We start from the raw sequence: 26,220 nt of genomic DNA on the forward strand, positions 1-26,220 counted from the left end.
ACATCACATCAGGATCGTTCGCCGTTATATTTTATCCTTATATTTCTTTCCTAAGCTCTGTTAGGTTTTTACAGCTATTTACCTATCTTCTCTGAGACTAGGAGTCTCAACACATCTGCCGTTTGTTCAATATCAACTCTGCTTACATCATAATGTGTAACCAAACGCACAATTGTTGGAGCAAATGGATTAGCAAGGACTCCGTTTTCTTTTAGGAGCTCAACAAACTGCTTTGAGGTTAAACCCGTCTCAGAGACATCCATCATGACGATGTTCGTCTCAACTTCGAAAGCAACTCGTAATTGCGGAAGTGCATGTATTTGCTCTGCTAGCCACTTTGCATGCTGATGATCTTCGTCCAATCGGTCAACCATTTCTGTAAGAGCGATGATGCCAGGTGCAGCAAGTACACCGGATTGACGAAGCCCTCCACCTAAACGCTTTCTCCATTTTCGTGCTTTTGCAATAAACTCGCTACTACCTGCAATGATCGACCCTACAGGTGCTCCAAGTCCTTTTGACAAACAGATTTGAACCGTTGTCACATATTGCGTAAAATCAGTCATTGGGCGCTTTAAGGCTACAGCAGCGTTCATTAGTCTGGCTCCATCTAGATGCACAGGAAGATGATGCCGCTTTGCTACTTCATAAATTTCTTTCATACTCTCAGGAGTTGTGACAGTACCTCCGGCTCGATTATGAGTGTTCTCCAAACAGATTAATCCCGTTTCAGCTTCATGGATATCAGATCCTCGAATAGCTGCTTCAATATCTAATGCATTCATTGATCCACGTTCCCCTTTTATCGGGAAAGGCTGAATACCCGCAAAAGCCGAGGTTGCTCCACCTTCATAGCGAAAAATATGCGAGCCTTCTTCTAGAATAATTTCCTGACCTAACGAACAATGCACCAAAACGGCAATCTGATTTCCCTGAGTCCCACTTGTGACAAAAAGGGCTTCTTCTTTCCCAAGCATGTCAGCTGCTAGTTCTTCCAATTTACGCATGGTTGGATCATCTCGATATACATCATCTCCAACCTCTGCCTCATACATCTTCTGTCTCATCCGGTCTGTCAGCTTTGTTACTGTATCACTGCGAAGATCAATCATTACACAACACCCCTGACCTCTTATTTATCTGTAGTATACCATCATCTCAAACCAAGAGTCTGTACATTCGTTAACTTCAATGACATGGATATGTTTTAGATCTCATCCACCGGGAAAACCATATACTACGATATTAAAAATGAGGTGTTAAGTATGAGTATTGAAGGAAAAGTTGTCATTATTACAGGTGCGTCAAGTGGAATTGGTGAAGCAACTGCCAAAGAACTAGGTGCAAATGGGGCAAAATTAGTTCTTGCTGCAAGAAGAGAGGACAGGCTTCAATCACTACAAAACAACCTAAAAAAAGAAGGCGTAGAAGTGGCCTATACAACAGCGGATGTAACTTCTAATGAGGAAATGGAACAGCTTGCACAGTTCACTTTAGATAAATACGGACAAATTGATGTGATTATCAACAATGCCGGTTTAATGCCACTCGCTAATTTAAATAAGAAAAAAGTAGACGAGTGGAATACGATGATTGATGTAAATATTAAAGGTGTACTTTACGGGATTGGTGCTGTTCTGCCTCATATGAGAGAACGTAAGTCCGGGCATATTATTAATATCTCATCTGTAGCAGGTCATGAAGTGATGCCAGGTGGCGCTGTTTATTGTGGAACAAAATTTGCCGTTCGTGCAATTACCGAGGGCTTACGAAAAGAAGAAGCTGCTGAAGGTAACAATATTCGTACAACTATTATCTCGCCAGGAGCCGTACAAACTGAATTAACGGATCATATTTCTGATTCAGACGCTAAGCAGGGTGCAGATGCATTATATGAAGTAGCCATTTCACCAAACAGTATCGCACGAGCAATCCGTCATACAATAAGTGAACCGGATGATGTAGCAACAAACGAAATAATCATCCGCCCAACTGCACAAGAATTGTAAACATTTTATCTCAAGACTAAAAAGGAACTGGACGTACTTACTCGTGTCCAGTTCCTTTTTATTTATCGTTTCACCAGTTTTCCATGAACAACAAATCTACATTTTACCTGCTCTTGTTTCTTCCATTATGTAATTCCGATTAAGATAAAATTAATTATCCTCTGATTGAAGAACAGGGTAATTAATCAGTATCGTCTATCTTGATCCAACCTACGATATCTTGGTTAATGGATAAAAGATCAGAAAAACAGGATAACATCTCATCGTTTTCAATACTAGTTGGTTCTAGTTCTCATTCTTCTTCCAGATCAAAGTCAACATAATTTAGCCAATTTTATGAGCAAATCCAAAAAGAATGTTTTTTTTACACTTATTTATTTATCCAGGCAATTAGAGTATGATAAAACGAGAAAAAAATATAAGAGAAAACGAGTGAATATCCATGTCTGAAAAACAATATAAAATGCCCGCTGAATGGTCATCACATGCACGTACAATGATTGCATGGCCTGTAAAAGATTCAATGGTCTATCCAGAAAATTTCGCGCAAGTATGTGATGGGTACGAACAGTTAATTTTAGCAATAAGTGAATTCGAACCTGTTCTGGTCGTTGTAAATCCAGAGGATGAAGCTATAGTTTCTCCTCGCTTTACACATGCACCTGTTGAATTAATCTCACTCCCTCATAACGATGCGTGGCTGAGAGACAACGGACCAACCTTTGTACGAGATGAAGAAAATCAATTAGTCGGAATCAATTGGGGTTTTAATGCGTGGGGAGAAAAATACGAGCCTTGGGACCTTGATGATGAGGTAGCCCCTGCTCTCCTTTCTTTTATGAAGGTTCCAACCGTTGATGCCCCCTTGATCTTAGAAGGGGGTAGTATTCATGTAGATGGCGAGGGAACGTTGCTTACAACTGAAGAATGCCTGCTTAATCCAAATCGCAATCCCCATTTAAGCAAAGAGGATGTAGAAAAACACCTTAGTACACTACTTGGTGTTAGCAAAACCGTCTGGCTGCCTCTTGGTTTAGAAGGTGATGAAACAGATGGTCACATTGATAATGTTGCCTGTTTCGCCGCTCCTGGAAAAGTGATTTTGCAGGTATGCAATGACCCTAAAGATCCTAATTATACAAGAAGCCAAGAGCATCTTCATATTTTGTCGCAAGAGACAGATGCTTTAGGCCGACCATTTGAAGTCATTCAGATCGAACAGCCTCCTTATCGGGAAGCGGAAGGACAGCGTCTGACTTTAAGCTATCTTAACTTCTATTTTGTAAATGATGGCTTAATCCTTCCAGTATTCGGTGGAGATGCCGTAGAGTATGATCAGAGAGCTCAGGATGTACTACAACAAGTCTTTCCTAATCGTAAAATCCGTACAATTGACGGGATGGCTATCATCTTAGAAGGTGGCAATGTACATTGTACAACCCAACAAGTCCCCTCAGAAAGGAGCACAAAATGAGCGTACTAAAAGTAGCAGCCACTCAGATGAGCTGTAATTCAGATATTCAAACCAATATTCAAAGAGCAGATCAAATCGTACGCGATGCCGCGGCAAATGGCGCAAAGCTTATCTTGCTTCAAGAGTTATTTGAGACTCCATACTTCTGTCAAAAAGAGAAGCCTGAGTATTACGCCTATGCAACAACTGTTGATGAGAACCCAAGCCATCGTTCACTTTAAAAAACTAGCAAAAGAATTAGGCGTTGTTCTACCCATTAGTTTTTATGAAAAAAAGAATACAGCTCGTTATAATTCTGTAGCAATGATTGATGCGAATGGTGAAATTCTAGGGATTTATCGTAAAAGTCATATTCCAGATGGGCCTGGCTATGAAGAGAAATATTATTTCACTCCAGGAGACACTGGGTTTAAAGTATGGAATACAAGTATCGGCAAAATTGGTGTAGGTATTTGTTGGGATCAGTGGTTCCCTGAAGCTGCTCGCGCAATGGCTTTGCAAGGAGCAGAAATCTTATTGTATCCAACTGCTATTGGGTCTGAGCCGGAGGATGCGAGTGTAGATAGCAAACAACATTGGCAGACGTGTATGCTCGGTCATGCTGCCACGAATCTTATGCCCGTTATTGCTTCAAACCGGATCGGTGTGGAAAGCGACGAAGATTCATCGATCACTTTTTATGGATCATCTTTTATTGCGGGACCAACTGGTGCCCTACTTGAGGAAGCCAGTCGCGATACAGAAGAGATCATATATGCTGAGTTTGACCTGAAACAGCTTGAAGCACAACGAGTGGAATGGGGACTATTTAGAGATCGCCGTCCTGATTTATACCATGTATTAACCACTCATGACGGACAGATAAACCGTTAAAAAAACATCCAGTCGAATCATTCGGCTGGATGTTTCTTTTAAAAGATTAAACAAGCTCATGTATACCTTGCTCTAAGTCAGCTGTTACCTTCTCCGTAAGACCTTTCATTTGAGTCAGATCCGTTCCCCAAATCTCTGTATTTACTAAAAGCTTATGCACCGTTTGCTCGAGTGTCGCATCTCCTGCTTCATACTCTTCCCACACAGTCTCAAGAAAAGCTAATGTTTGCTCGTTATCACGAATGATGTAACGAGTACCATTGCGATCTCCAGCAAGGAAAGCACCTTCTTTGTCCACTGGTTTAGTGTAGGCAAGGAGTGCAGCTAGACTTAAGGCTAGCTTATTAGGCAATGTCGCATTCTTTTCTACATAGGCTAATAAACTAGGAACTACTCTTGTCTTAAACTTATATAATGGATTCATGCCGATATCCGTTAGCTGATGCTCTAAGAACGGATTGCTAAACCGCTCTAATACAGATACGGCAAACTGTTCTTTTTCTTCATCATCTGCTTGTACGGTTGGTAGGATTTCATTAAATAGTCCGTCCTTCACAAACGCAGACAATCTCTCATTTGTCATGGCTTGATACACTGTATCTACGCCTGCTAAGTAACACGCTGCAAACATCATCGTGTGTGCACCATTTAATAATCGCACCTTCAGCTCACGATACGGTGTAGCATCTCCCCACTTCACATTTAAACCAGCTTTATGAAAAGGAAGTCGTTCCGCTACTTCTTCTGGAGCATCAATAACAAATAAGTGATACGGCTCACCTATTGTCAAAAGGATATCCTCGTAACCAAGTCGTTCTCTAAAGGAATCTTCTTCCCCTCTAGGGAATCCAGTCACAATTCGATCTACCAATGTATTGCAGAAGAGATTATCGGTCTCAACCCACTCTTTAAATGCTTGTGGTAGCTGCCAATCATGAATTAATTTGAGTACAATCTCTTTTAGAAGATCACCATTTCCTTCTACAAGTTCACATGGAATCAGTGTTATTCCTTTTGACGAATCGCCATCAAACGTTTTGTATCGTTCATATAGAAAAGCAACAACCTTTCCAGGGAAAGATAATGGAGAGGTATTCTCGTCAAAAGTCTCTTGATGATAGGTTAGTCCAGCTTCTGTTGTATTTGAAAACATAAATTCAATATGAGGGGATCTAGCAAGCTCAAGAACGTCTGACCAAAGATTGTAGGGATCAATGCCTCTTGAGATGGATTCAATTAATTCAGCACGATTAACTGTTTCACCATTTTCGACGCCTCTTAGTACGGATGTGTATAATCCATCTTGAGCGTTAAGCTTTGGTACAACCTTCCCATGAGGAGTAGGCTGGATTGCCACTACTTTTCCATCATAAAGTCCTTTAACATTTAATTGATGGATCATCCAATCAACAAATCCACGAAGGAAGTTCCCTTCTCCTACTTGAACTATAGTTTCTTTCACATCATGATTCGATTGGTTTGCATGCTCTTTTGAAAGACTCTTCCACTCCATAACGATCAACCTCTCTTTTATAAAATAACGCCATCTTTAAATAAGGCAATTTCCTTAAAACCATGTCGCTCATTGTGTGTGCGAACATCACCGGAAGCTAAGTTCAGCACATACTCCAATAGTTCTTCCGACAGGTCTTCCATTTTTTTATCTTGGACCAATTCACCAGCATTAAAATCGATCCAATTTTTCTTTCTTTCAAAAAGTGGTGTATTGGTAGACATTTTCACAGTAGGAACCGGTCCACCAAATGGAGTGCCGCGACCTGTTGTGAATAGGACAATATGGGCTCCAGATGCAGCCAAGGCCGTTACTGACACCAAATCATTTCCAGGTCCTTGTAGTAGGCTTAACCCGTTTTTCTTTAACCTTCCCCCGTACGGAAGCACATCAACAACTGGAGCAAATCCGCCTTTTTGTACACAGCCTAATGACTTCTCTTCAAGTGTTGTAATACCACCTTCTTTGTTTCCTGGCGATGGATTCTCATACACTACTTGATCATGTCGAATAAAATAATCTTTGAATCCATTTACCATATCCACAATTCCAGTAAATACATGTTCGTCTGCTGCTCGTTCCATAAGAATGGTTTCTGCACCAAACATTTCTGGAACCTCTGTTAGTACAGTAGAACCTCCATGTGCGATGAGTTTGTCTGAGAATACACCTACAAGTGGGTTAGCCGTAATTCCGGATAGTCCATCAGACCCCCCACATTTTAAGCCTACTTTTAGTTTTGATACTGGAACAGGCTCTCTTTTAAAACTCCCTGCATAAGTAGCAAGTTCTTCAAGGAGCTCTAGTCCACCTCTAGTTCATCCTCAACTTGTTGGACACTTAAAAACTTCACCCGATCAGGATCATATTCCCCAATTACACCTTTAAAGGCGTCAATATAATTATTCTCACAGCCAAGGCCTAATACCAATACTCCTGCAGCATTTGGGTGAGCAACTAGATTACTTAATATTTTCTGTGTGGCTTGAAGGTCGTCTCCAAGCTGAGAACAGCCAAATGGATGTGGAAAGTGAGATACGGCATCAACGCCCTCAAAACCCATGCTATCAGCTTGACGAGCCAATACCTCTGCTGTTTTGTTAATACAGCCCACCGTATTCACAATCCAGATCTCATTCCGAATTCCAACATCTCCATTTTTTCGAACATATCCTTGGAACGTTTTTGGACTTGCCTGCTCGCTGCTGCTTACTGCCACTTCATTTGGCTGGAATGTGTAATCCAACGTTCCTTCAAGTGTCGTCTTAATATTATGAGTATGAATCCAAGCACCTTTTTTAATCGTTGTAGTGGCATAGCCAATAGGGAAACCATACTTGTGAACTGGGTCCCAAGCCGTAAGATCTTGAAGTGCAACCTTGTGACCGCGCTTTACATCCTCTAGAAGTTTCAATGTTTGTCCCTCAAGCTGCAAAATTTCACCAGCTTGATAATCGCGAAGCACAACTACAACATGATCCTGATTATGAACAATGATATGATCCATTATGCTACCCCTCTCATTAATCTCAAATTTTTCCCAAGTACATCTGGACTCTTAATACATGGTTTTCTATTGTTTTATGAACAATCATAAAGGTAAAATCAATTTATGAAAGCGCTTTCTAAATGTCTATATTATAGCATGATCAGAAGGAGGGCTGTAAAGTAGACAAGACTTCCAAGCAAACAATTAATTAAAAGGAGTGATTGTATGAAGAAGGTACTACCCTTTTCCCCACTACTCGTTTTCTTTATTATTGCCGGTCTGTTTTACCCATCACAGGTGAAGGCTAACGACGTCGTTACTCAAGCCGAACATTTGATTACATGGCAAATGGAACATGGCGGTTGGACAAAAGATAAGCCCGAGATCTACACTCGTGATTGGAATGGCAGTGAATCACGATCAGTTTGGGAATCAAATGGTCAAGAACTTGGGACCGTTGATAATGACGCAACCGTATCTGAAATATTGGTAGTTGCAGAAGCATATCAACTAACAGACGATCAACGTTTTTTAGATAGTGCTTATGATGGAATTGACTTTCTCTTTAAACTCCAATATGAAAGCGGAGGAATTAGCCAAGTCTATCCTGAGCGTGGATCTGATCCTTCTAGCTCTGTTTGGTATTCAAATTATGTGACCTTTAATGACCGTGCTATGATCAACGTGCTCGAACTATTTGAACAGGTTTTAAATCAAGAAGCTCCCTTTAATGACGATTTCCTAAACAGTACCCTTCAATCTGAACTGGAAGGTGCCATTGATGGTGGACTCGACTACATCCTTCAATCACAAATTGTGGCGAACGGAACACCAACTGCTTGGTGCCAGCAACATGATCCGAATACGTACGAGCCTATGCCAGGTCGGGCGTATGAACATATATCTATCTCAGGTGATGAATCAGTCAGTATTGTCGAATGGCTGCAAGCACGCCCGAATCCTACACCAGAAGTCACAGCTTCAATTAATCACGCACTCAATTGGTTTGAAGAAGCCAAGCTCACTGATACTAAATACGAAAGACGAACAGAGCCCCATTTCTTTGATGAAACAGGCACAGACACGTGGGCTAGATTCTATGAGATAGGCACAAATCGTCCTATCTTCTCTGGCCGTGACGGTATTGTTCGCTATGACATCATGGAAGTTGAGCAGGAGCGAAGATATGGATATGCTTGGGCTGGTCAATGGCCAGCACGCGTCTTAAATGAATGAAGTGAAAAAAGGTCTGTCGCTGCTAGAGTGGCAGACCCATTTTTCATTTAGGCAAACTCGAAGTAACGCTCTGCGTTGTTGTAGCATATATTTTCAATCATCGCACCAATCCACTCGTAATCATCAGGCGCTTCACCTGCTGCTATCCAGCTACCTACAAGATCACATAAAACCCGACGGAAATATTCATGTCTTGTATAAGATAGGAAGCTTCGCGAGTCAGTCAGCATTCCAACAAACGTACTTAAAAGTCCAATGTTTGAAAGATCCTTCAACTGTTTGATCATGCCGTCTTTTTGATCATTAAACCACCAACCTGATCCAAACTGGATCTTACCTCGGGCTCCACTAGATTGAAAGTTTCCAATGGCCGAAGCGATCACTTCATTATAAATAGGGTTTACTGTGTAAATAATTGATTTAGGCAGTTCGTCTGTCCGTTCAAGCTCATTCAAAAATCCATTTAACGATTGAGCCATAGGAGCGTCTCCCATTGAATCAAAACCTGTATCTGCCCCAAGTTGATTAAACATTCTTGTATTGTTGTTTCTTGCCGCTCCTAAATGAAGCTGCATTGTCCAATCTAACTTATGGTAGAGACGTCCTAGAAATTGCATCGTATACGCTTGATAGGAAAGCTCTTCTTCTGGTGTAATAGAGCTGCCATTAAGGGCCTTTTCAAATACAGCCTCCGCTTCAGCTTGAGTTACTTCTTTAAATGGAATCGTCTCAATTCCATGATCAGATAAACGACAACCAGCCTCATGAAAAACATCAGCTCGTTTTTCTAGAGCTTTTAATAAATCGCTATACGTGCGGATATCTAAATCACTTGCCGCTGCAAGCTTTTCTACATAGCCAATAAACGTATCTGTTTTCACCGCAAGCACCTTGTCAGGACGAAACGCAGGGTATACGTTTGTTTTAAAATCTCCATTTTCAGCAGCTAGTTTCTTATGAGATTCCAATGAATCAATTGGATCATCCGTCGTACAAATGACATTTACATTTGATTGATTAATAATACCTCTCGTACTCATATCAGCATCCTGCAGGCGTTCATTTGCTTGAGTCCAAATTCGTTCTGCAGATTGTTCATTTAATAATTCATCTACACCAAAGTATCGCTTTAGTTCGAGATGAGTCCAGTGGTATAGAGGATTACCAATCGTATGAGGCACGGCTGATGCCCACTTAAGAAATTTATCCTTATCACTTTTTTCCCCAGTAATATAAGACTCATCAATGCCTAATGCACGCATACCTCTCCACTTATAATGGTCTCCATGCAACCACACTTCAGCAATATTGTTATATCTACGATCTCCAGCAATTTCATGAGGTGAAACATGACAATGATAATCTAGAATAGGTTGATCCTTTGCATATTCGTGATACAGTCTTTTTGCAGGTTCGTTTGTTAAAAGGAAATCATCATGAATAAACGCTTTACCAGTAGTGATCATGTGCTATCTCTCCTTTGATATATGAACGCTTTCAAAGTATTAAAGACTATAAATGTTCGAATGCGTTCGAATTAGTTTGATCATACCATGTTTGCGCTTACATCACAATGCTCTTATTTAAGCTAAAATAATGCGACAATTAAGACTGGAGAATTGTTTGTATATACTTTGATCCAAGCTCAGAATCAGTAATCACCTCATCAAGCTCATTAAGCTCTGCAAATTTCATTAAACCAACTTGTTCAAATTTTGTAGAGTCAGCAAGCAGCGTCACGTATTTCGCCCGCTTAATAACTGTGCTTTTCCAGTCATAGTGAAAACTATTTAAGACAGACAAACCTTGAGTAATTGAGACTCCTGCTGTTCCAAGAAATAACCGATTCACATATAGGTGAGATAATGCCTCTATTGTTTGTTTACCAAACAACGAGGTCGTTGCCCCAAGCTGAGAGCCTCCAAGCATCGTTAATTGAACATTCTCTTTCGCATACAAATTGTGCGCAATCTCAATATCATTCGTGATGACCGTGACCGGAAACTCACCTAATAATTCAGCTAACGCATACGTTGTACTACCCCCATCCAATAAAATCACTTCGTTTGGAGTAATCATCTTTAATGCTTCTAAAGCAATATCTGATTTTTTATTCTGATGACTAGATTGTCGTTCCTTCTCAGGAAACAGTCGTCTTGTATCCTTACGTAACACCGCCCCGCCATGGACACGTTGTAATAAGTTCCGCTTTTCGAGCTCTTCTAAATCAAGGCGAATCGTTTTCTCAGTTACCTTTAGCAACTCACTTACAACAGATACCTTTAGCGCTTTATGTTTGTTTAAATAGGCCAATAACTTTTCATGGCGTTCTAATGGTAACATCATGTATCCCCTTTACTTACGTTCTCCCTTCATTATCAAACAAAAACGAACATTAGTAAACAGTGATTTATGATGAAGCTGCGAAATTGTGTACTTAGCTAAAGTAGGAGGCAAGTGCGAAGAATCTTCAGTAGGAGCTTCGGCGCTGGTATCAAGCGCGGGGCTTCTTTAGTAAGAGCTTCAGCTCGCTCACCAAGCTCGGGGGGCTCCTTTACTAAGAGCTTTGGCGCGCTCACCAAGCTCGAGGCTCCTTTAACAAGCGCTTCGGCGTAGTCACCAAGCGCAGGACTCCTTTACTAAGAGCTTTGGCGCGCTCACCAAGCTCGGGGCTCCTTTAATAAGAACTTTGGGGTGGTCACCAAGCGCGGGACTCCTTTAGCAAGAGCTTCGGCGCACTCACTAAGCGCGCGGCTCCTTTACTAAGAGCTTTGGCGCTCTCACCAAGCGCGAGGCTCCTTTACCAATCGCTTCGGCTCGCTCACCAAGCGCGAGGCTCCTTTACCAAGAAGCCCCTCCCCCAAAAGTACTCCCAAAATAAAAAAACGAAACAGTTCGCTCCTCGGAACGTCCATTTCGCGTAATTTTTTTAAACTTCTTAGTTACTCTCATTCAACAAATTGCATATCAACCATTTTTTCATAAGAGTATGGTTTGTCATGGATGCCTGTTTTCTTTAAGACATCCATAGTTTTTGCTAATGCTTCTTCTGTAATGATTCCATCCTTGCTCCAGTGTTCATCTGCGTATGCTCTATTCTGAGTTGCTTCTATTTGCTCGTCGCTCAATGTTGGGAATTCCGTGCGTAGTACTTCTTCTGCTAATTCGGGATCCTCATAAACGGTTTCAAGTCCACGAAGGACGGCTTGCACAAATCCTTCAACTAATTCTGGCTCTTCTTCAATAGTAGATTGTTTTACACTGATGACTGAGTATGGGTAATCTCCAAGTGACGGGAATCCGAAAAATGGTTCTTCCCACACACCCTTATTGATTCCTTCTGTAATTGTAGGTTCTGCTCCGTTTGCTATTTGTGATTTGCCTTGTTCTACTAATGCAAGAACGGCCGTAACATCGGTTGGTTCTTCTAGGATGACATCTTCTTCTAAGTCAATTCCAAGGTCGATAAACAATGATCTTGTCAGTAGGTTTGGGCTTCCTCCATAACGGCTCGCCGCAATGTTTTTTTCTTTTATAAATTCAGCAAGAGCCTCATCGCTATCATCTACTGGCTGCTCTCCTTTTTCGGCCATTAGATACACATTCGCTCGGTTCACGACATTTGCTACCGCTACAATCGGATCACTGCTTCCATCATTTGCAAGTTCATTTGAGTCAGGACCAAGCGATATTTCCCCATACCTCACCACTGACTAGTGTTGTAACATGTGCGCCACCTGCAGCAGTCACCATTTCTACTTCTAGTCCCTCTTCTTCAAAATAGCCTTCATGTATCGCAATATATAGAGGCAGATACCCCGTTAGATGAGCCGGTTCGGCAATCGATACTTTCTTCATTTCTTCCTCATTACCACCACTACACCCAGCTACAATCAAGCCACAAATAATGGCTATCACCATGCCTACTTTCACCTTCCACGTTTGTGTTCGCATTGAGTTTCTCTGCCTCCTTATGTTTGTTGCCCGATTTTTTTTAGTAACCAACGTTCAATCAATCCCACAAACCAATACATAAACAGCGCCAGAAAAGATAAAACAGTTACACCTACCCAAACAAGGTCTATATCTAAAATTTGTCCTGCGTATAAAATCATACGGCCAATTCCTTCACGTGAGGCAATAAATTCACCAACAATTGTACCTGCTAATGCCAATGCAATATTGATGCGCAGGCTACTAATAATCCACGGTAACGACGACGGAATCACCACTTTAAGAAAGACATGGTACCTTTTAGCACCAAGCGTGTAGAGTAGCTTTTCCATGTCGGGATCAATCTGTTTCACTCCGCTGTATGCAGCTAGCGCGGTCACAATGACCGTCATACTAAAAGCTAGAACTACCTTTGAGGAGAAGCCGATTCCAATTAAAATAACTAATACTGGCGCAAGAGCCAATTTGGGAATGGCATTAAATGCAACTAAATAAGGCTCACTAATTGCTGCATAGAGCTTTGACCACCAAAAGGAGAGCCCGATCATTGCACCAATCACAGTTCCGAGTACAAAGCCGTAAATGGTTGCACCAGACGTGAAGAGTAGATCTTGAATGAGTGTACTTTGTGTGAGCTGGAACCATCCCTTTTCAACAATGGTTGTTGGAGAGCTCCAATAGTATTGGTCTACAAAACCAAAACGCACACCCACTTCCCAACCAGGATTAAAAGGATTCCAACCAAACAACGTCCTAAAATGGTATAGATAGAAAATCGTTTGCTTGTTCCTTCTTGATCATCACCTTCCTCCGTTTTCTTCAGGTTCATCGCCTTCACCTCCAACCTCCTCCTTTTCCTCTTGAGCGAGTAAATTATAGAGAGTGCGTTTCATATCAAGAAATTCATTTGTTAGTAATACGTCTCGTGAACGAGGACGCTCAAGATCGACTGATAGAACAGCCTTTATTGACCCTGGTCTTGCGGAAAGAACATAAACCGTATCAGACAAGAATAAGGCTTCATCAATATCATGGGTTACAAACATAATAGTTTTCTCAACGTCCGCCCACATCCTTAATAACCAGGATTGCATTTGCCCTTTAGTCTGAGCATCTAGTGCTGCAAAAGGTTCATCTAAGAGCATGATGTCAGCATCAAATAAAAATGTACGCAATAGAGCAGCACGCTGCCTCATGCCTCCCGAGAGCTCATTTGGGAAATGGTTCTCAAATCCCTTTAACCCGTATCGTTCTAATAAGGGCATCGCTTGTGCAATCGCTACTTTTTTTGTTATTCCTTTGATCTCAAGTCCAAGGATGATGTTTTGAATGATCGTTCTCCAAGGTAAAAGTAGGTCTTTTTGCAACATATATCCGACCTGCCCATTTCGATTCAATATACTAACGCCATCAACTAACACATCTCCTGATGATGGTCTTGTTAGTCCAACGATGATATTAAAAAGCGTTGACTTTCCACATCCACTTGGCCCTACCACGCTGACAAACGTTCCTTTATCTATTTCAATACTTGTTGGTTTAAGTACCTCAGTTATTTTCCCATCCTTTTGAAACGATTTCCCTACCTCTTTAATCTCAAGTTTCATGTAGCTCACCTCCTCCTGAGAAACGAATGCTTGTATCGTTTAATCATAAGCGTAGTCTCTTTTTCAGGTGTTTTATCCTATGCAAATACCCTCGATAAATGAAGACTTTATTTAAAAATAAGCATGTACTTTGTCATATTTACTAACTATGTGAGCAGAATAATTGCGGATGAGTGAATATATAACTAAACTGATCAAAGTTACTTAATTTATAAATTGAAAGAAGGACACTGAAAATGAACTCTGCTTATACATCGCTTTTTAAACCATTTACTTTTAGAAGTGGATTAGAAGTAGATAACCGGATTATGGTTGCACCAATGACGCATTATAGCTCTAATGGGGATGGAACAATCTCTGAGCAAGAATTACCATATATATCAGCTCGATCTGAAGGCCCAGGTGTCGTTATTACCGCTTGTGCAAACGTAACAGCTAACGGAAAAGCTTTCCCTGGTCAACCAGGAATTAACGATGATGCTCATATACCTGGCTTAAAACAGTTAGCAGAAGCCATTCATGAAAAAGGTTCAAAAGCCGTTATTCAGATTCATCATGGTGGTGTGGAATGTCCACCTGAATTAGTTCCAAATGGAGATGTTCTTAGTGCAAGTGATCTACCTGAGAGAGGTGCACGTGCTCTAACAGACGAAGAAGTTAAAGAGGTTATTACTGGATTTGGGGAAGCGACTGCAAGAGCGATCGAAGCTGGATTTGATGGCGTGGAAATCCACGGAGCAAACGGCTATCTCATTCAACAATTCTTCTCTCCACATACCAACAAGAGAACAGACGCGTGGGGTGGAGAAACAGCAACTGATCGATTAGCATTTCCTTTGGCAATCGTTGACGCTGTAAAAAAAGTAGTTGCTGAAAAAGCTCCAAAAAACTTCCTGGTTGGCTATCGCTTTTCACCTGAAGAACCAGAAACTCCAGGACTAACGATGGAGGATACATTTGTTTTAGTAGACGCATTAGCGGAGAGTCAGCTCGATTACCTTCACGTCTCTCTGATGGAAGCTCATTCTAAAGCACGTAGAGGTGCCGATGAAACAAGAAGTCGATTAAGTCTACTTCATGAGCGTGTTGGCAAATTAATTCCATTGGTTGGCGTAGGCTCCGTTCACACACCAGAAGAAGCAGTGTCAGTACTCGAAGAAGGAATGGACTTTGTCGCGTTAGGAAGAGGATTACTAATCGAACCAAACTGGGTTAATTTAGTTAAAAATGGCGAGGAAGCTCATATACAAACAGTTATCAAAGTCAGCGAGAAAGAGAAATACGTTTTACCTGATCCCTTATGGAATGTCATCATGAATGCCGGTGGTTGGGTACCATTTGAAGAATAGAACGAAGTGCAGAGGAGAAACAGACAAATTTAACTGTCTGTCTCTCCTTTTTTTCGTGGATGTCTTGTTAAACTGGATTAGCTCTTGGTGAGGCAGGGGTACTCTTGCTAATTTGTGCTTCTCTCTTGGTGCGGAGGGTTCGCTCTTGCTAGTTAACGCTCCTCTCTTGGTGCGGAGGGTTCGCTCTTGCTAGTTAACGTTTCTCTCTTGGTGCGGAGAGCTCGCTCTTGCTAGTTAACGCTTCTCTCTTGGTGCGGGGGCTCTGCTCTTGCTAACATATCCTTCTCTCTTGCTAAGGAGAGCTCGCTCTTGCTAACACATCCTTCTCTCTTGATGAAGTGAGCTCGCTCTTGCTAACACATCCTTCTCTCTTGATGCGGAGAGCTCGCTCTTGCTAACACACGCTTCTCTCTTGATGCAGAGGCTCTGCTCTTGCTAACACATCCTTCTCTCTTGATGAAGGAGGCTCGCTCTTGCTAACATGGACCGGTTACACTTAATTAGACAGATTCTCTAAGGTCTACTAAACTGGGGTCAAACCCATAAGAGGAGAATGTCTTATGACTAAAAGAAATCGTCGAATCTTTTCATCACCATTTAAAAAGCAACTTGTTCAACTATATGAGGCAGGGAAGCCTCGTACTGAGATTATTAGAGAATATGAGTTAAATCCATCTACCTTTGATCGGTGGGTGAGTCAGTTTCGCAATAGTGGTTCTTTTGAAGAAAAGGACAATCGGAGTCCTGAACAAGAAGAACTACTAAAGTTACGCAAAGAAAATCAGAAACTGGCTATGGAAAATGATATTTTAAAGCAAGCAGCGCTGATTATGGGGCGAAAATCCGAGTAATTCAACAGAACCGGCATAAATACTCTGTCACTGATATGTGCGCTGTTCTTAAGCTTCCAAGAAGCACGTTTTATTATGAGGCCAAACAACCGTGCAAAAAGGAAGAAGAGGCCCTTAGGGCCTTGATTACCGAGATTTTTCATCAGAGTAGACAGTCTTTTGGTCAGCGCAAAATTAAAAAAATGCTTGAGAGAAGAGGCTGGCAAGTCTCTCGACGACGTATTGGACGAATCATGAAAGAAAAAGGGCTCGTTTCGAAATATACCGTTGCCCAATATAAACCGACTCGGAGTCCGTCTAACGAAGCCAGTATTGAGAATGTGTTAGATCGACAGTTTAAACAAGAACAAGTGCTCAAAGTCGTCGTGAGTGACCTGACTTATGTACGCGTGAAGGACAAGTGGCATTATATTTGCATCATCATTGATTTATATAATCGAGAAATTATTGGCTATAGTGCTGGACCGAATAAGGACGCAGCTCTGGTTCAACGCGCCTTCGCCTCGATTCCTTACAACCTTCATAAACTTGGAATGTTTCATACAGACCGAGGTGGAGAATTTAAGAACCACCTCATCGAGGAAGCTCTTTCGACGTTTAGTATTGAGAGATCATTAAGCCATAAAGGAACGCCCTACGATAACGCTGTCGCAGAAGCAACATTTAAAGCAGTTAAGACGGAGTTTGTCTCAGGTCAGATCTTCTCTAGCCAACAAGAACTTGATCTCGCTTTATTTGATTTCGTCCATTGGTTTAACCATGTTCGTATTCATGGATCTCTTAACTATTTAACACCGGAAGAATACAAAGTCACGCACCTTAAGGAATTTGTCTAGTTTAGTGTTGACATACCAACACATCCTTCTCTCTTGATGAAGGAGAGCTCGCTCTTGCTAACACACCCTTCTCTCTTGATGAAGTGAGCTCGCTCTTGCTAACACACCTTTCTCTCTTGCTAAGGAGGGCATGTTCTTGCTAAATTCATTACCTTTCGGGTTATCAAGCCTTTGCCTTTTAATCCAATATGCTTGACCTTGATATGGAGCTAGTTCCTCTTGATAAACCCTCATCATCTTATTTTTGAGCTTTTAATAGTCCTACTTCAGGCATATTTACAAAAACAGAATGATATTGATGAGCTGCAACTGTATAGGCTTCATGATAAATACCTAGACTATGATCGGCTGCAACACTTTTATTAAAATGCTTCCATGCCTTCAAGTGTTTGGCGCCTCTTGAATAGGACATGATTGATTCATGCGAATCCCAATATTGAACTAGTGTGATGCCCCGCCATGTTAGAAAATAATCAGTGTGGTAAAAGCCTAACTCCGCTTTATTTTGATACAATTCAGCAACCATCGGCCTCATCGACATAAAGCTTTTAAACCATTTATGTACAGCCCATAGCTTATTAATTTTCACACCAATAATAAAGACAGCTAGTGGCTGATCGGTTTTAGGCGTGATACGTCCTTTATTAATATTCATGTAGTTCTCCCTTCAAGTAAGATGGTGGTATTTGACTTTTATATCGTTGGAGTTTAACCTAAAACAAACCATTGGTCTGTTTTAGGTTACGATACCGACTGTCGGTTTGTCAATCATTCTGAAAGGATTTTATTCTATGCCACTAACCTATCCCTACACTGCTAATCTGAAGCATATCTTAAGCCAAACTGAGATGTTGATTAAAGAACACGGATGTGCTCACACTACACTAAAAATGATCATGGAAAAAGCTGAGGTTTCAAAAGGCGCCATCTATCATTATGTTAAAAGTAAAGATGAATTATTTGGCCTGATGTTGCAGAAGAATATCGCTGAGACCAATGATTCATTTTGGGAGATCTTAAATAGTAAGTGTACAGATCTTTCAGAGCCACTCAAAGCAATTACTGAAGGTTTAACTTTTTTCCTTAACAAAGAGGATGTATCTAATCCTATTTTCATTTATCTACTTGGTAAAAATGACAACCCAGCAGTAGAAAAGGTGTTAGACGAATTCTATCAATTTAGCGAAAAGCAAGCGAGTAGCTGGATACAAGCTGGCCAAGAAGGTGGAGTCATTGAAACCTCTATTGATCCGAAAGCAACTGCCTCATCATTTCTTGCCTATTCTTACGGATTAAGAGTAACTCTAATGTTATCGAAGGAGCGCGCCTTGAATGTAAAGGAGCAATTTTATTCCTACATGCTGCACGTTCTCTCCCCAAAGTCATCACAAAAAAGAACCTCGCAATATTAATTTGCGAGACTCTTTTTTCTACTCATCCTTCTGGTATCTCAGCGGTGAATATGCTTCTACATCAACATCCATATCTTTCTTTAATACAATGTCGGCGGTCAGTTTCCCGACATAGGGTCCCATGGTTAAGCCAGAGGCACCTAATCCAGTTGCAACGACCAATCCTTTAACTGTGGGAATTCGACCAAACAACGGAGTGACATCAGGGCCAAGCTTGGTCTAAAGCCAATTCGAGTCTCCTTTAGAGTACTATTTGCTAATCCAGGAGCTACGTATAATGCCTCGTCTAAGACTTCTTTTAAGCCTTCTGCAGTTACTCTGTAATCAAAGCCAGATCCTGTTTCGCGGGTTGCCCCAACTACAACACGTGAATCATCAAAAGATAATTGGTAGTGACCCGTTTTTGGAAGGATAACTGGCCACTTTGATGTGTCTACTCCCGGAAGTTCAAGGTGTGCAATTTGTCCTTTTTGTGGTTCCACTGGGATGCGCACGCCGATCGTTTCTAGTATTTCATTTATCCATGCGCCACTAGTTAGAACAACGTGATCAGCGGGAAGCAATTGATTATCAACTAAAACCCCTTTAACCACTTCTTGTTCCACAACTAGTTCTGCTCTTGCGTTTAAAAATTGTACGCCATGCTTTTCTGCTGCTTTTTGCAGAGAATTTCGCAGTAATCTTCCATCTAGCCTCGCCGCACCACTAATATGAACAGCTTCGTACCTTGAATCTAGTGGTGGATATAGCATGTTTGCCTGCTTTTGTGTAAGTCTAGTTATGTCTCCTGCTTCTGGTGCTTCCTCTTGTCGTAGCCTTGCCATTTGTTCGATCCGGTCAAGCTTTTCAGGGTCTTCACTAATTGCCATCGCCCCTACTATTTTGTAACCAGTCTCTTCTTCACCATCTTGCCGTAACTGTTCTAGTAAATCTTGATAATATTTCGCGCCGGCAGAAGCAAGAGTATACCAACTCTCCCCCCGCTCTGTGAACCACGGGCACACAATCCCAGCACCGGCTGCTGTAGCTTGACCTTCATGCTGCTGATCAACAACACATACATCTTCTCCTGATAAAGCTAGTGAGTAAGCTACACTAGCACCAAAAATCCCAGCCCCTACTACAATGGTTGTCATGCCCCTCACCCTTTTTAAATTAGACTTTTATCTTATATATTTTCTTTGGTCTACCTCTTAAGCGTTCCTGTCTTTTTAGGGAAACTTCTGCTAAATTCGCTTCTTCTAATTTTTTTAAGATACGGTTTGCACTACGGATCGTTACGCCCAAGTAGAAAGCGAGTTCTTCTGAAGAGATGACATCCGATCCTACTCTTTTTAGAGCAGCTTGGATCTTCTGCAATTGTAGGATCGTTAAACCTGATTGTTCGCTCATATTCATTAGTTGATCACCCGCAGGAAAATCCCGATTAACCGTAGTTGGCATTCCTTGCATTGGACCTATTAAATCCGATTCAGTCAATACATATGATCCTTGCTCCTGCCTACTCGCCGTCTCTGCATGTAATCTTGCTTGTAACAATGACTTCCCTGTGCCCCAGCCAACATGCATTTGTTCTTGAAGCTGTTCTGAGAGAAATATAGAAAGTGAGCAACTCGTGAAATCACTCGTCATTTGCTTCAACTCTCCATAAGTTGTAATAATCTCAAGTTCAGGATATTTGTTATGTATTAAAAAGGAGTATCCATATTTTTGTTCAAATTGCTTAATATATTCAATCCGAATTTGATTCGTTTGATCTTGTTTACCAGATAGATGTCCTACAACTGTTTGATTATTTAGTAGCTTCAGTTCTTGAATCTGATGAATCAGTGTTCGAATACTATCCTGGATTGATGCCTCTGAAGGAAACAGAAATAGCGTGTGAATTCCTCTACTTTTTAGTTCATCTACAACATTACTCATTCTAGTAATTGAAAGATCAACTAACCCTTTTTCCCATAAGGAAACATGAAATTCAATCAGTCTCTCATAAACATCCTCGTGTAGATAGTCGGTAAATTCATTACTGTATGTATATGGTCTCTCATCTTTTGTGAGGATTTGCTTTAGACCCATGTAATTATTTTCGATAGTTAAGAAGTCTATAATCGTTCGACTTACGTTAAGTCCATTTGTTCTAGCAATATTAAATAACTCCTGATAAAAATCTCCTTCACTCACATCTAAATAGACACTAGGTACACTCACATGTTGAAGCTCTTGTGATAAGACCGATTGTGTATAGATACCACTAAGTAGAAAGCCATCTACCTTATATTCATACTTTTGATATAACTCACTAATTTGTGATGGACGTTCATAAGGAAGAAAGATAAACTCAATATTTTCTATTTCACTGACTGCTTTTTCTATATAGGCTTGCGAGTGAAATGCTGTGAGTACTCCGATTCGATGCAACCTATCTCCTCCTCTCTTCATTCTCGTCATTTATACATTTATATCATAGGCTGATAATTAAAGGCAAAAGAACATTCTCTTATGAGAGATTAGTTAACAAAAAGGTTGTAATTGATAGAATATTCTCATATGATGGGTAAAACATCGAAACGTCTTTAATATGTCCAAAAATAAAAATGACGAGGAGAATAAATCATGTCTGACTTCGAAACCATTCGCTCCATTATCGATGCTAAACAACCTCTTTTTGAAGATACTGCTAAGAAAATTTGGAATCTTGCTGAGCTACGTTTTGAAGAAACGAAATCTTCAAAATTATTGAGCGAAATACTTGAACAGGAAGGATTTAAGCTTACATATAATGTGGCTGGTCTTTCAACTGCGTTCACTGCCTCTTACGGATCTGGTTCACCGGTCATTTCCTTTTTAGGTGAGTTCGATGCTTTATCGCAGCTAAGTCAAAAGCCAGAAATCCCCCATCAAGAGCCTATTCAAGCCGGCGAGAGCGGCCACGGATGTGGTCATCACCTTCTTGGTACCGGGGCACTTGCTGCCGCTGTCACTGTTCGTCATTACCTAGATAAACATCAACTCTCTGGGACTGTTCGTTTTTATGGCTGTCCAGGTGAAGAAGGTGGATCTGGGAAAGCATTTATGGCGCGTGAAGGTGTTTTCGATGATATTGATACAGCCATTACTTGGCACCCTGGTAGCTATAATGGCATTTGGGCTGTTGAATCACTAGCTAATTATCAGGTTTCCTTTCGTTTTAAAGGAAAGGCTTCTCATGCCGCTGCAAGTCCTCACCTTGGAAGAAGCGCATTAGATGCCGTGGAATTAATGAATGTTGGAGTGAATTATTTAAGAGAGCATATGATTGATGAAGCACGGGTCCATTATTCAATTGTTAATTCCGGTGGTCTTTCTCCTAATGTAGTTCAACCTGAAGCTGAAGTTCTGTATCTAGTGCGCGCACCAGAAATTAGTCAAGTTGATGCCTTGTTCAAACGAGTAGAGAAGATTGCAAAGGGCGCCGCATTGATGACTGAAACAACTTTTGAGATTCACTTTGAAAAAGGCTGCAGTAATTTCATTCGTAATCATGTGCTAGAGGAACAGATGGCTGCTGCTTTTCAAACCGTTCCATTAGCCATCTATACCGATGAAGAACAGTCTTTTGCAAAAGCCATTCAAAAATCGATCACAGAAGAAGAACGAACAGGCTTCTTTAACGATATTAAAGAAATGCTACCAGATAATCAGAAGCAACTGATCCATTCTTTAGAAGAAAAAGACTTGCTAGAGGATGTTATACCAACTACATCAAAAAAAGGGAAGAATATCGGGTCCACTGATGTAGGGGATGTGAGTTGGATCGCTCCAACTGTACAATGCTTCACCACTTGTTTTACTGTGGGCACTCCATTTCATACGTGGCAAATGGTTACACAAGGAGTTAGCACAGCCGCATTTAAAGGAATGAGACAAGCTTCATTAGTCATGGCAGATACAGCCATTAGACTATTTGAATCACCAGAACTTGTTGATCAAGCTAAAAAAGAGCTTCATTCTAAACTTGATAAAACACCATATGTTTGTCCAATACCAAAGGGTGTAACACCCTCACTCGTAAAATAAGTTTATTACTTTTGAATTAACGGAGGTTAGTATTATGTCAACTGCGCAAATGGAGAAAAAAGGATTATTCAACCGTTTTTTAAATGTCGTTGAGAAAGTTGGAAATAAACTTCCACATCCTTTTATTCTCTTTATCTACTTAGCTATTTTCCTAATGATTGTTTCTTTTATTGTTAACTTGTTTGATGTAACAGTTACTCATCCAACAACAAGTGAAGAGATTGTAGCTAAATCGTTATTATCAAAAGAAGGCGTTCTTTACATGCTATCCTCCATGCTTGATAACTTTACAGGGTTTGCTCCTTTTGGACTTGTCATTGTCATGATGTTCGGTATTGGACTCGCTCAGAAAGTTGGATTTTTTGAAACGTTTATGAAATCAACGATCATTCGTGCGCCAAAAGGACTGATTACCTACGCGATTATTTTCACAGGTGTATTAGGTAATATCGCTTCTGATGCCGCTATGATTATTATCCCACCCTTAGCAGGCATGGTTTATTACGCAATTGGTCGTCACCCATTAGCAGGTATGGCTGCCGCTTTTGCTGGTGTTGGGATTGGGTTTACAGCTAATTTTTTAATTGCTGGGACTGATGCGCTGCTTTCAGGCATCACAACGGAGGCTGCTAGAATCATCATTCCTGATTATACCGTTACACCGGTTGATAACTGGTTCTTTATGTGTGCATCCGTCGTTATGTTAGTTTTTGTAGGTGCGTTTATTACGGATAAAATAGTAGAACCACGACTAGGGAAATTTGATCCGAAGTATGCGGATCAAGGACTCATCAATGAAAAAATCAGTAACCCGACTAGTCAAGAAATCAAAGGACTTCGTAATGCAGTGATTGCAGGTGGACTCTATATCGTAATACTTGCAGCACTTATCGTTCCTGTAAATGGTTTCTTAAGAAGCGATGAAGGAACCATTATTCCTTCACCATTTATTTCTAACATCATTCCGATTATACTAATCATGTTTATCCTTGTTGCAGTTGTATATGGTAAAACAGCCGGTACAATTAAGAAAAGTGCTGATGTTCCTACCTTAATGGCTGAAGCAATGAAGGACATGTCAGGATACATTGTCTTAATCTTTGCAGCGGCACAATTTATTAGTTATTTTAACTGGACTAATTTAAGTACGATTACTGCTATATCTAGTTCTTCATTGTTACAAAATGCGAATTTTACTGGTATGGGTTTTGTCGTTTCTTTTATCTTATTAGTAACAATTGTTAATCTGGTTATTTCTAGTGGATCAGCACAATGGGCGTTGATGGCTCCCGTCTTTGTCCCATTATTCATGCTTCTCGACTATGATCCTGCTTTCGCACAACTTGCCTATCGTATTGGTGACTCAACTACAAATAATATCTCACCAGTTAATCCATATGTCATTATGGTGTTAGGTTTTATGAAACGATATGATTCTCGCTTTGGGTTTGGGTCTATCATTTCATTGATGCTTCCATATACATTGATTATTCTTGTAATCTGGATTGTTATGTTCCTAGCGTGGAATCTAATTGGTATTCCAATTGGACCAGGAACAGGTGTTTACTTAGATCAATAATTAAAAATGAAAGGCTTGTGACTTATGACTGTAAAACAACATGTATCTGATAAAGTGAAAAAATTAGAGCCACTACTAGCAGAGTGGCGTAGAGACCTGCACCAATTCCCTGAACTTGGCTTGGTGCGAATATCAAACAACGGCTTATATTGTAGAAAAGCTCAGCCCGCTTTCGTTCAAGCTATTTTTAGGAAAAGACGTCAGTGATTCAGATGCTCGTATGGGCCTTCCAACTCAAGAAGAAGATCAATGGCACGTAGATCGTGCTCGAAAAAACGGTGTTCCTCATGAGTTACTTGAAAAAATGAAAGGTAATCATACAGGTTTAGTTGCTCAATTAGACACAGGTAAACCAGGTAAACATATGGCGTTCAGATTTGATATTGATGCCCTACCTATACACGAAACTCAAGAGGTAGAGCATGCTCCCGTCAAAAATCAATTTGCATCAAGACATAATGGACAGATGCATGCTTGTGGCCATGATGGACATACATCAATTGGTCTTGGAGTTGCACATCTACTTCATGACTTAAAGGACGAGTTGACCGGTACATATACACTTATTTTCCAACCGGCAGAAGAAGGCGTTCGTGGAGCTAAATCAATTGTTCAAAAAGGTTGGCTTGATCATGCTGATTTATTCTTAGCTGGTCATATCATGCATCAACCTGAAGGAACAATTGTCCCTGGAATTTCCTCATCGCTTGCTACATCAAAATATAATGTTGTGTTTTCTGGTGTTTCGTCGCATGCAGGAGCGAGTCCAGAAACCGGACAAAATGCATTATTTGCAGCAGCCACTGCCGCTACTCAGCTCTACGGTATCGCGCGCCATTCAGGTGGAGCGACTAGAATCAATGTTGGTAAGCTGATTGCAGGGAATGGGCGTAACATCATTGCTGACACTGCCTATATGGAAATCGAAACCCGTGGTGAAACAAACGAACTTAACGAATACGTGTCATCAAAAGCGGAGAAGATCCTCAAAGCAGCAGCTGATATGCACGATGTTCAGGTATCTACAGAATTAGTTGGAAAAGGAATTTCAGCACAATCAGACGACATATGGAATGAAATTGTTCAATCGTCTGTGAGTGATAGTACGTATGTAACACATGTGTCACCTGCTTTTGAAAAGATTGGCGGTTCTGAGGATGCTACCTATATGATGGAGCGTGTTCAAGCAAAAGGTGGACTCGCCACCTATCTTTTATATGGATCTACCCTTTCAGCAGCTCATCATAATCCAGCCTTTGACTACGGGGAAGGTGTTCTCGCAATAGCTGTGGATTCACTCATCCATATTGTGTTAAATCAACAAATTTGAAAAAGAGTCACATGAGCAATAACTGCTCATGTGACTCTTAATTGTTATGAAACGCCGTAGAATGATTTTGACTCTTTTTGTTATGTAGCACCAAATCAAGAACGATCATAATCGCTAAACAAGGTAACACTAACTTTTCCTCATTAATCGTTACATGATACGTATCTCCCCAGGTCAGCCATTCTTTTTTAACCGTCATGATTTCTGTTGATTCATCTCTGAGGATGTAATGATGGTTAAACACATCGCCTTCAACGACCCAATTAAAAGGAGATATGTCAAAACTGGCCTTGAAAAACGTGAACTTTTTGACCACCTCACAGACCACTTTGTTATCCATTTCAATGGCATATCGAGGCATCCAAGAAGCTAATTTCTGCTTTATATGGATTTGGGCTTGGCCCATCTACTTCAGAAATCGTTAATTGATCACCAAATGAAAATACTTTGCCTTGTACTTCATAAAGCTTGTTTCCTTGTTGGTCTGAAACTGTAAATTGATCGCCAAATGTGAACACTCGTTGTTTAATGTATAAGTCCATCTCTCCACATCCCTTCTTAGCACACTAGTTCATGTACGGTTCTACCATACAAAAAGTTCCACTTAATTAAATAAAAACCTTCATTCTGTAATAGAATGAAGGTTTTTTTC

Annotated in this window: 22 protein-coding genes and 3 pseudogenes; 10 read left to right on the forward strand and 15 right to left on the reverse strand. The window is 40.7% G+C overall.

Annotated elements, in window-relative coordinates; genetic code table 11:
• Positions 1-74 precede the first annotated feature (74 nt).
• Positions 75-1,112 (reverse strand): low-specificity L-threonine aldolase, encoded by a 1,038-nt coding sequence (gene ltaE, locus NDM98_RS18190; protein ID WP_251610684.1) that lies wholly within the window; start codon positions 1,110-1,112, stop codon positions 75-77.
• Between the two features lie 153 nt (positions 1,113-1,265).
• Here ltaE and NDM98_RS18195 point away from each other — a divergent pair, with 153 nt between their 5' ends.
• From NDM98_RS18195 to aguB, 3 genes and pseudogenes are all read left to right on the forward strand, one after another.
• Positions 1,266-2,009, forward strand: a complete 744-nt coding sequence (locus NDM98_RS18195; RefSeq protein ID WP_251610685.1) for an SDR family oxidoreductase — start codon at positions 1,266-1,268, stop codon at positions 2,007-2,009.
• Between the two features lie 436 nt (positions 2,010-2,445).
• On the forward strand, positions 2,446-3,483 hold the full coding sequence (locus NDM98_RS18200; protein ID WP_373370429.1) for an agmatine deiminase family protein: 1,038 nt from the start codon (positions 2,446-2,448) through the stop codon (positions 3,481-3,483).
• Positions 3,480-4,356: pseudogene (aguB, locus tag NDM98_RS18205) on the forward strand (N-carbamoylputrescine amidase). Before NDM98_RS18200 ends, aguB begins: the two are co-directional and overlap by 4 nt.
• 46 nt (positions 4,357-4,402) lie before the next feature.
• Here aguB and NDM98_RS18210 read toward each other — a convergent pair.
• On the reverse strand, positions 4,403-5,869 hold the full coding sequence (locus tag NDM98_RS18210; RefSeq protein ID WP_251610688.1) for a tagaturonate reductase: 1,467 nt from the start codon (positions 5,867-5,869) through the stop codon (positions 4,403-4,405).
• Between the two features lie 17 nt (positions 5,870-5,886).
• Positions 5,887-7,376: pseudogene (locus NDM98_RS18215) on the reverse strand (UxaA family hydrolase).
• Between the two features lie 207 nt (positions 7,377-7,583).
• Here NDM98_RS18215 and pelA point away from each other — a divergent pair.
• Positions 7,584-8,594, forward strand: a complete 1,011-nt coding sequence (gene pelA, locus NDM98_RS18220) for a pectate lyase (protein WP_251610697.1) — start codon at positions 7,584-7,586, stop codon at positions 8,592-8,594.
• 47 nt (positions 8,595-8,641) lie between these two features.
• On the opposite strand, the gene uxaC is transcribed toward pelA, so the two are convergent.
• From uxaC to NDM98_RS18250, 6 genes and pseudogenes are all read right to left on the reverse strand, one after another.
• Complete coding sequence (uxaC, locus tag NDM98_RS18225) at positions 8,642-10,060, reverse strand: glucuronate isomerase (RefSeq protein WP_251610699.1); 1,419 nt, start codon at positions 10,058-10,060, stop codon at positions 8,642-8,644.
• Between the two features lie 139 nt (positions 10,061-10,199).
• The gene (locus NDM98_RS18230) at positions 10,200-10,940 is read right to left on the reverse strand and encodes a DeoR/GlpR family DNA-binding transcription regulator (protein WP_251610700.1); all 741 of its coding nucleotides are present in this window, start codon (positions 10,938-10,940) and stop codon (positions 10,200-10,202) included.
• Between the two features lie 602 nt (positions 10,941-11,542).
• A complete protein-coding gene (locus NDM98_RS18235) occupies positions 11,543-12,301 on the reverse strand; it encodes an ABC transporter substrate-binding protein (RefSeq protein WP_251610701.1) in 759 nt (252 codons plus the stop codon).
• Entirely contained in the window at positions 12,270-12,548 is a 279-nt protein-coding gene (locus tag NDM98_RS18240; protein ID WP_251610702.1) for an ABC transporter substrate-binding protein, read from the reverse strand. The genes NDM98_RS18235 and NDM98_RS18240 overlap by 32 nt, the downstream gene beginning before the upstream one ends.
• A 17-nt stretch (positions 12,549-12,565) precedes the next feature.
• Positions 12,566-13,377, reverse strand: a pseudogene (locus NDM98_RS18245) (ABC transporter permease).
• Positions 13,349-14,155 (reverse strand): ABC transporter ATP-binding protein, encoded by an 807-nt coding sequence (locus NDM98_RS18250; RefSeq protein WP_251610703.1) that lies wholly within the window; start codon positions 14,153-14,155, stop codon positions 13,349-13,351. The pseudogene NDM98_RS18245 and the gene NDM98_RS18250 overlap by 29 nt, the downstream one beginning before the upstream one ends.
• A gap of 236 nt (positions 14,156-14,391) precedes the next feature.
• Here NDM98_RS18250 and NDM98_RS18255 point away from each other — a divergent pair, with 236 nt between their 5' ends.
• Both NDM98_RS18255 and NDM98_RS18260 read left to right on the forward strand, forming a co-directional pair.
• Positions 14,392-15,504, forward strand: a complete 1,113-nt coding sequence (locus NDM98_RS18255; RefSeq protein WP_251610704.1) for an NADH-dependent flavin oxidoreductase — start codon at positions 14,392-14,394, stop codon at positions 15,502-15,504.
• Between the two features lie 560 nt (positions 15,505-16,064).
• Positions 16,065-17,191 (forward strand): IS3 family transposase gene (locus tag NDM98_RS18260; protein ID WP_373370418.1). Its coding sequence is split into 2 segments (ribosomal slippage): positions 16,065-16,347 and positions 16,347-17,191, totalling 1,128 coding nucleotides; the frame shifts between segments, so codons are not numbered across the junction.
• 238 nt (positions 17,192-17,429) lie between these two features.
• Here NDM98_RS18260 and NDM98_RS18265 read toward each other — a convergent pair.
• Positions 17,430-17,846, reverse strand: a complete 417-nt coding sequence (locus tag NDM98_RS18265; RefSeq protein WP_251610705.1) for a DUF4188 domain-containing protein — start codon at positions 17,844-17,846, stop codon at positions 17,430-17,432.
• Positions 17,847-17,982: 136 nt separating this feature from the next.
• Between NDM98_RS18265 and NDM98_RS18270 the strand changes: the two genes are divergently transcribed.
• Complete coding sequence (locus tag NDM98_RS18270) at positions 17,983-18,603, forward strand: TetR/AcrR family transcriptional regulator (RefSeq protein WP_251610706.1); 621 nt, start codon at positions 17,983-17,985, stop codon at positions 18,601-18,603.
• Positions 18,604-18,621: 18 nt separating this feature from the next.
• Here NDM98_RS18270 and NDM98_RS24280 read toward each other — a convergent pair whose 3' ends face one another.
• Genes NDM98_RS24280 through NDM98_RS18280 form a run of 3 tightly spaced genes read right to left on the reverse strand, consistent with a single transcriptional unit; the run spans position 18,622 to position 21,021 of the window.
• Entirely contained in the window at positions 18,622-18,795 is a 174-nt protein-coding gene (locus tag NDM98_RS24280; RefSeq protein WP_307728890.1) for a hypothetical protein, read from the reverse strand.
• Entirely contained in the window at positions 18,744-19,739 is a 996-nt protein-coding gene (locus NDM98_RS18275) for an NAD(P)/FAD-dependent oxidoreductase (protein ID WP_307728891.1), read from the reverse strand. Before NDM98_RS18275 ends, NDM98_RS24280 begins: the two co-directional genes overlap by 52 nt.
• Before the next feature lie 19 nt (positions 19,740-19,758).
• Complete coding sequence (locus NDM98_RS18280) at positions 19,759-21,021, reverse strand: helix-turn-helix domain-containing protein (protein WP_251610708.1); 1,263 nt, start codon at positions 21,019-21,021, stop codon at positions 19,759-19,761.
• Between the two features lie 195 nt (positions 21,022-21,216).
• On the opposite strand from NDM98_RS18280, the gene NDM98_RS18285 reads away from it, so the two are divergent.
• The 3 genes from NDM98_RS18285 to NDM98_RS18295 all read left to right on the forward strand — a co-directional run bounded on the left by NDM98_RS18285 (position 21,217) and on the right by NDM98_RS18295 (position 25,568).
• Positions 21,217-22,659: a M20 family metallopeptidase gene (locus NDM98_RS18285; protein ID WP_251610709.1), complete on the forward strand. Its 1,443-nt coding sequence runs from the start codon at positions 21,217-21,219 to the stop codon at positions 22,657-22,659.
• 34 nt (positions 22,660-22,693) lie between these two features.
• Positions 22,694-24,238, forward strand: a complete 1,545-nt coding sequence (locus NDM98_RS18290; protein ID WP_251610711.1) for an AbgT family transporter — start codon at positions 22,694-22,696, stop codon at positions 24,236-24,238.
• Between the two features lie 115 nt (positions 24,239-24,353).
• Complete coding sequence (locus tag NDM98_RS18295; RefSeq protein WP_307728892.1) at positions 24,354-25,568, forward strand: amidohydrolase; 1,215 nt, start codon at positions 24,354-24,356, stop codon at positions 25,566-25,568.
• 37 nt (positions 25,569-25,605) lie between these two features.
• On the opposite strand, the gene NDM98_RS18300 is transcribed toward NDM98_RS18295, so the two are convergent.
• Both NDM98_RS18300 and NDM98_RS18305 read right to left on the reverse strand, forming a co-directional pair.
• Positions 25,606-25,974 (reverse strand): LURP-one-related/scramblase family protein, encoded by a 369-nt coding sequence (locus NDM98_RS18300; RefSeq protein ID WP_506324406.1) that lies wholly within the window; start codon positions 25,972-25,974, stop codon positions 25,606-25,608.
• Positions 25,910-26,110, reverse strand: a complete 201-nt coding sequence (locus NDM98_RS18305; RefSeq protein WP_251610714.1) for an LURP-one-related family protein — start codon at positions 26,108-26,110, stop codon at positions 25,910-25,912. The genes NDM98_RS18300 and NDM98_RS18305 overlap by 65 nt, the downstream gene beginning before the upstream one ends.
• Positions 26,111-26,220 lie beyond the last annotated feature (110 nt).

The sequence above is a fragment of the Alkalicoccobacillus plakortidis genome (genome assembly GCF_023703085.1).
GTDB lineage: Bacteria > Bacillota > Bacilli > Bacillales > Bacillaceae_D > Alkalicoccobacillus > Alkalicoccobacillus plakortidis.

Excerpts from the sequence above, each read along its gene's own strand:
- ltaE (WP_251610684.1), bottom strand. The coding sequence starts at position 1,112 with ATGATTGATCTTCGCAGTGATACAGTAACAAAGCTGACAGACCGGATG.
- NDM98_RS18195 (WP_251610685.1), top strand. The coding sequence starts at position 1,266 with ATGAGTATTGAAGGAAAAGTTGTCATTATTACAGGTGCGTCAAGTGGA.
- NDM98_RS18210 (WP_251610688.1), bottom strand. The coding sequence starts at position 5,869 with ATGGAGTGGAAGAGTCTTTCAAAAGAGCATGCAAACCAATCGAATCAT.
- pelA (WP_251610697.1), top strand. The coding sequence starts at position 7,584 with ATGAAGAAGGTACTACCCTTTTCCCCACTACTCGTTTTCTTTATTATT.
- uxaC (WP_251610699.1), bottom strand. The coding sequence starts at position 10,060 with ATGATCACTACTGGTAAAGCGTTTATTCATGATGATTTCCTTTTAACA.
- NDM98_RS18230 (WP_251610700.1), bottom strand. The coding sequence starts at position 10,940 with ATGATGTTACCATTAGAACGCCATGAAAAGTTATTGGCCTATTTAAAC.
- NDM98_RS18240 (WP_251610702.1), bottom strand. The coding sequence starts at position 12,548 with ATGCGAACACAAACGTGGAAGGTGAAAGTAGGCATGGTGATAGCCATT.
- NDM98_RS18250 (WP_251610703.1), bottom strand. The coding sequence starts at position 14,155 with ATGAAACTTGAGATTAAAGAGGTAGGGAAATCGTTTCAAAAGGATGGG.
- NDM98_RS18255 (WP_251610704.1), top strand. The coding sequence starts at position 14,392 with ATGAACTCTGCTTATACATCGCTTTTTAAACCATTTACTTTTAGAAGT.
- NDM98_RS18265 (WP_251610705.1), bottom strand. The coding sequence starts at position 17,846 with ATGAATATTAATAAAGGACGTATCACGCCTAAAACCGATCAGCCACTA.
- NDM98_RS18270 (WP_251610706.1), top strand. The coding sequence starts at position 17,983 with ATGCCACTAACCTATCCCTACACTGCTAATCTGAAGCATATCTTAAGC.
- NDM98_RS18275 (WP_307728891.1), bottom strand. The coding sequence starts at position 19,739 with ATGACAACCATTGTAGTAGGGGCTGGGATTTTTGGTGCTAGTGTAGCT.
- NDM98_RS18285 (WP_251610709.1), top strand. The coding sequence starts at position 21,217 with ATGTCTGACTTCGAAACCATTCGCTCCATTATCGATGCTAAACAACCT.
- NDM98_RS18290 (WP_251610711.1), top strand. The coding sequence starts at position 22,694 with ATGTCAACTGCGCAAATGGAGAAAAAAGGATTATTCAACCGTTTTTTA.
- NDM98_RS18300 (WP_506324406.1), bottom strand. The coding sequence starts at position 25,974 with ATGGGCCAAGCCCAAATCCATATAAAGCAGAAATTAGCTTCTTGGATG.
- NDM98_RS18305 (WP_251610714.1), bottom strand. The coding sequence starts at position 26,110 with ATGGACTTATACATTAAACAACGAGTGTTCACATTTGGCGATCAATTT.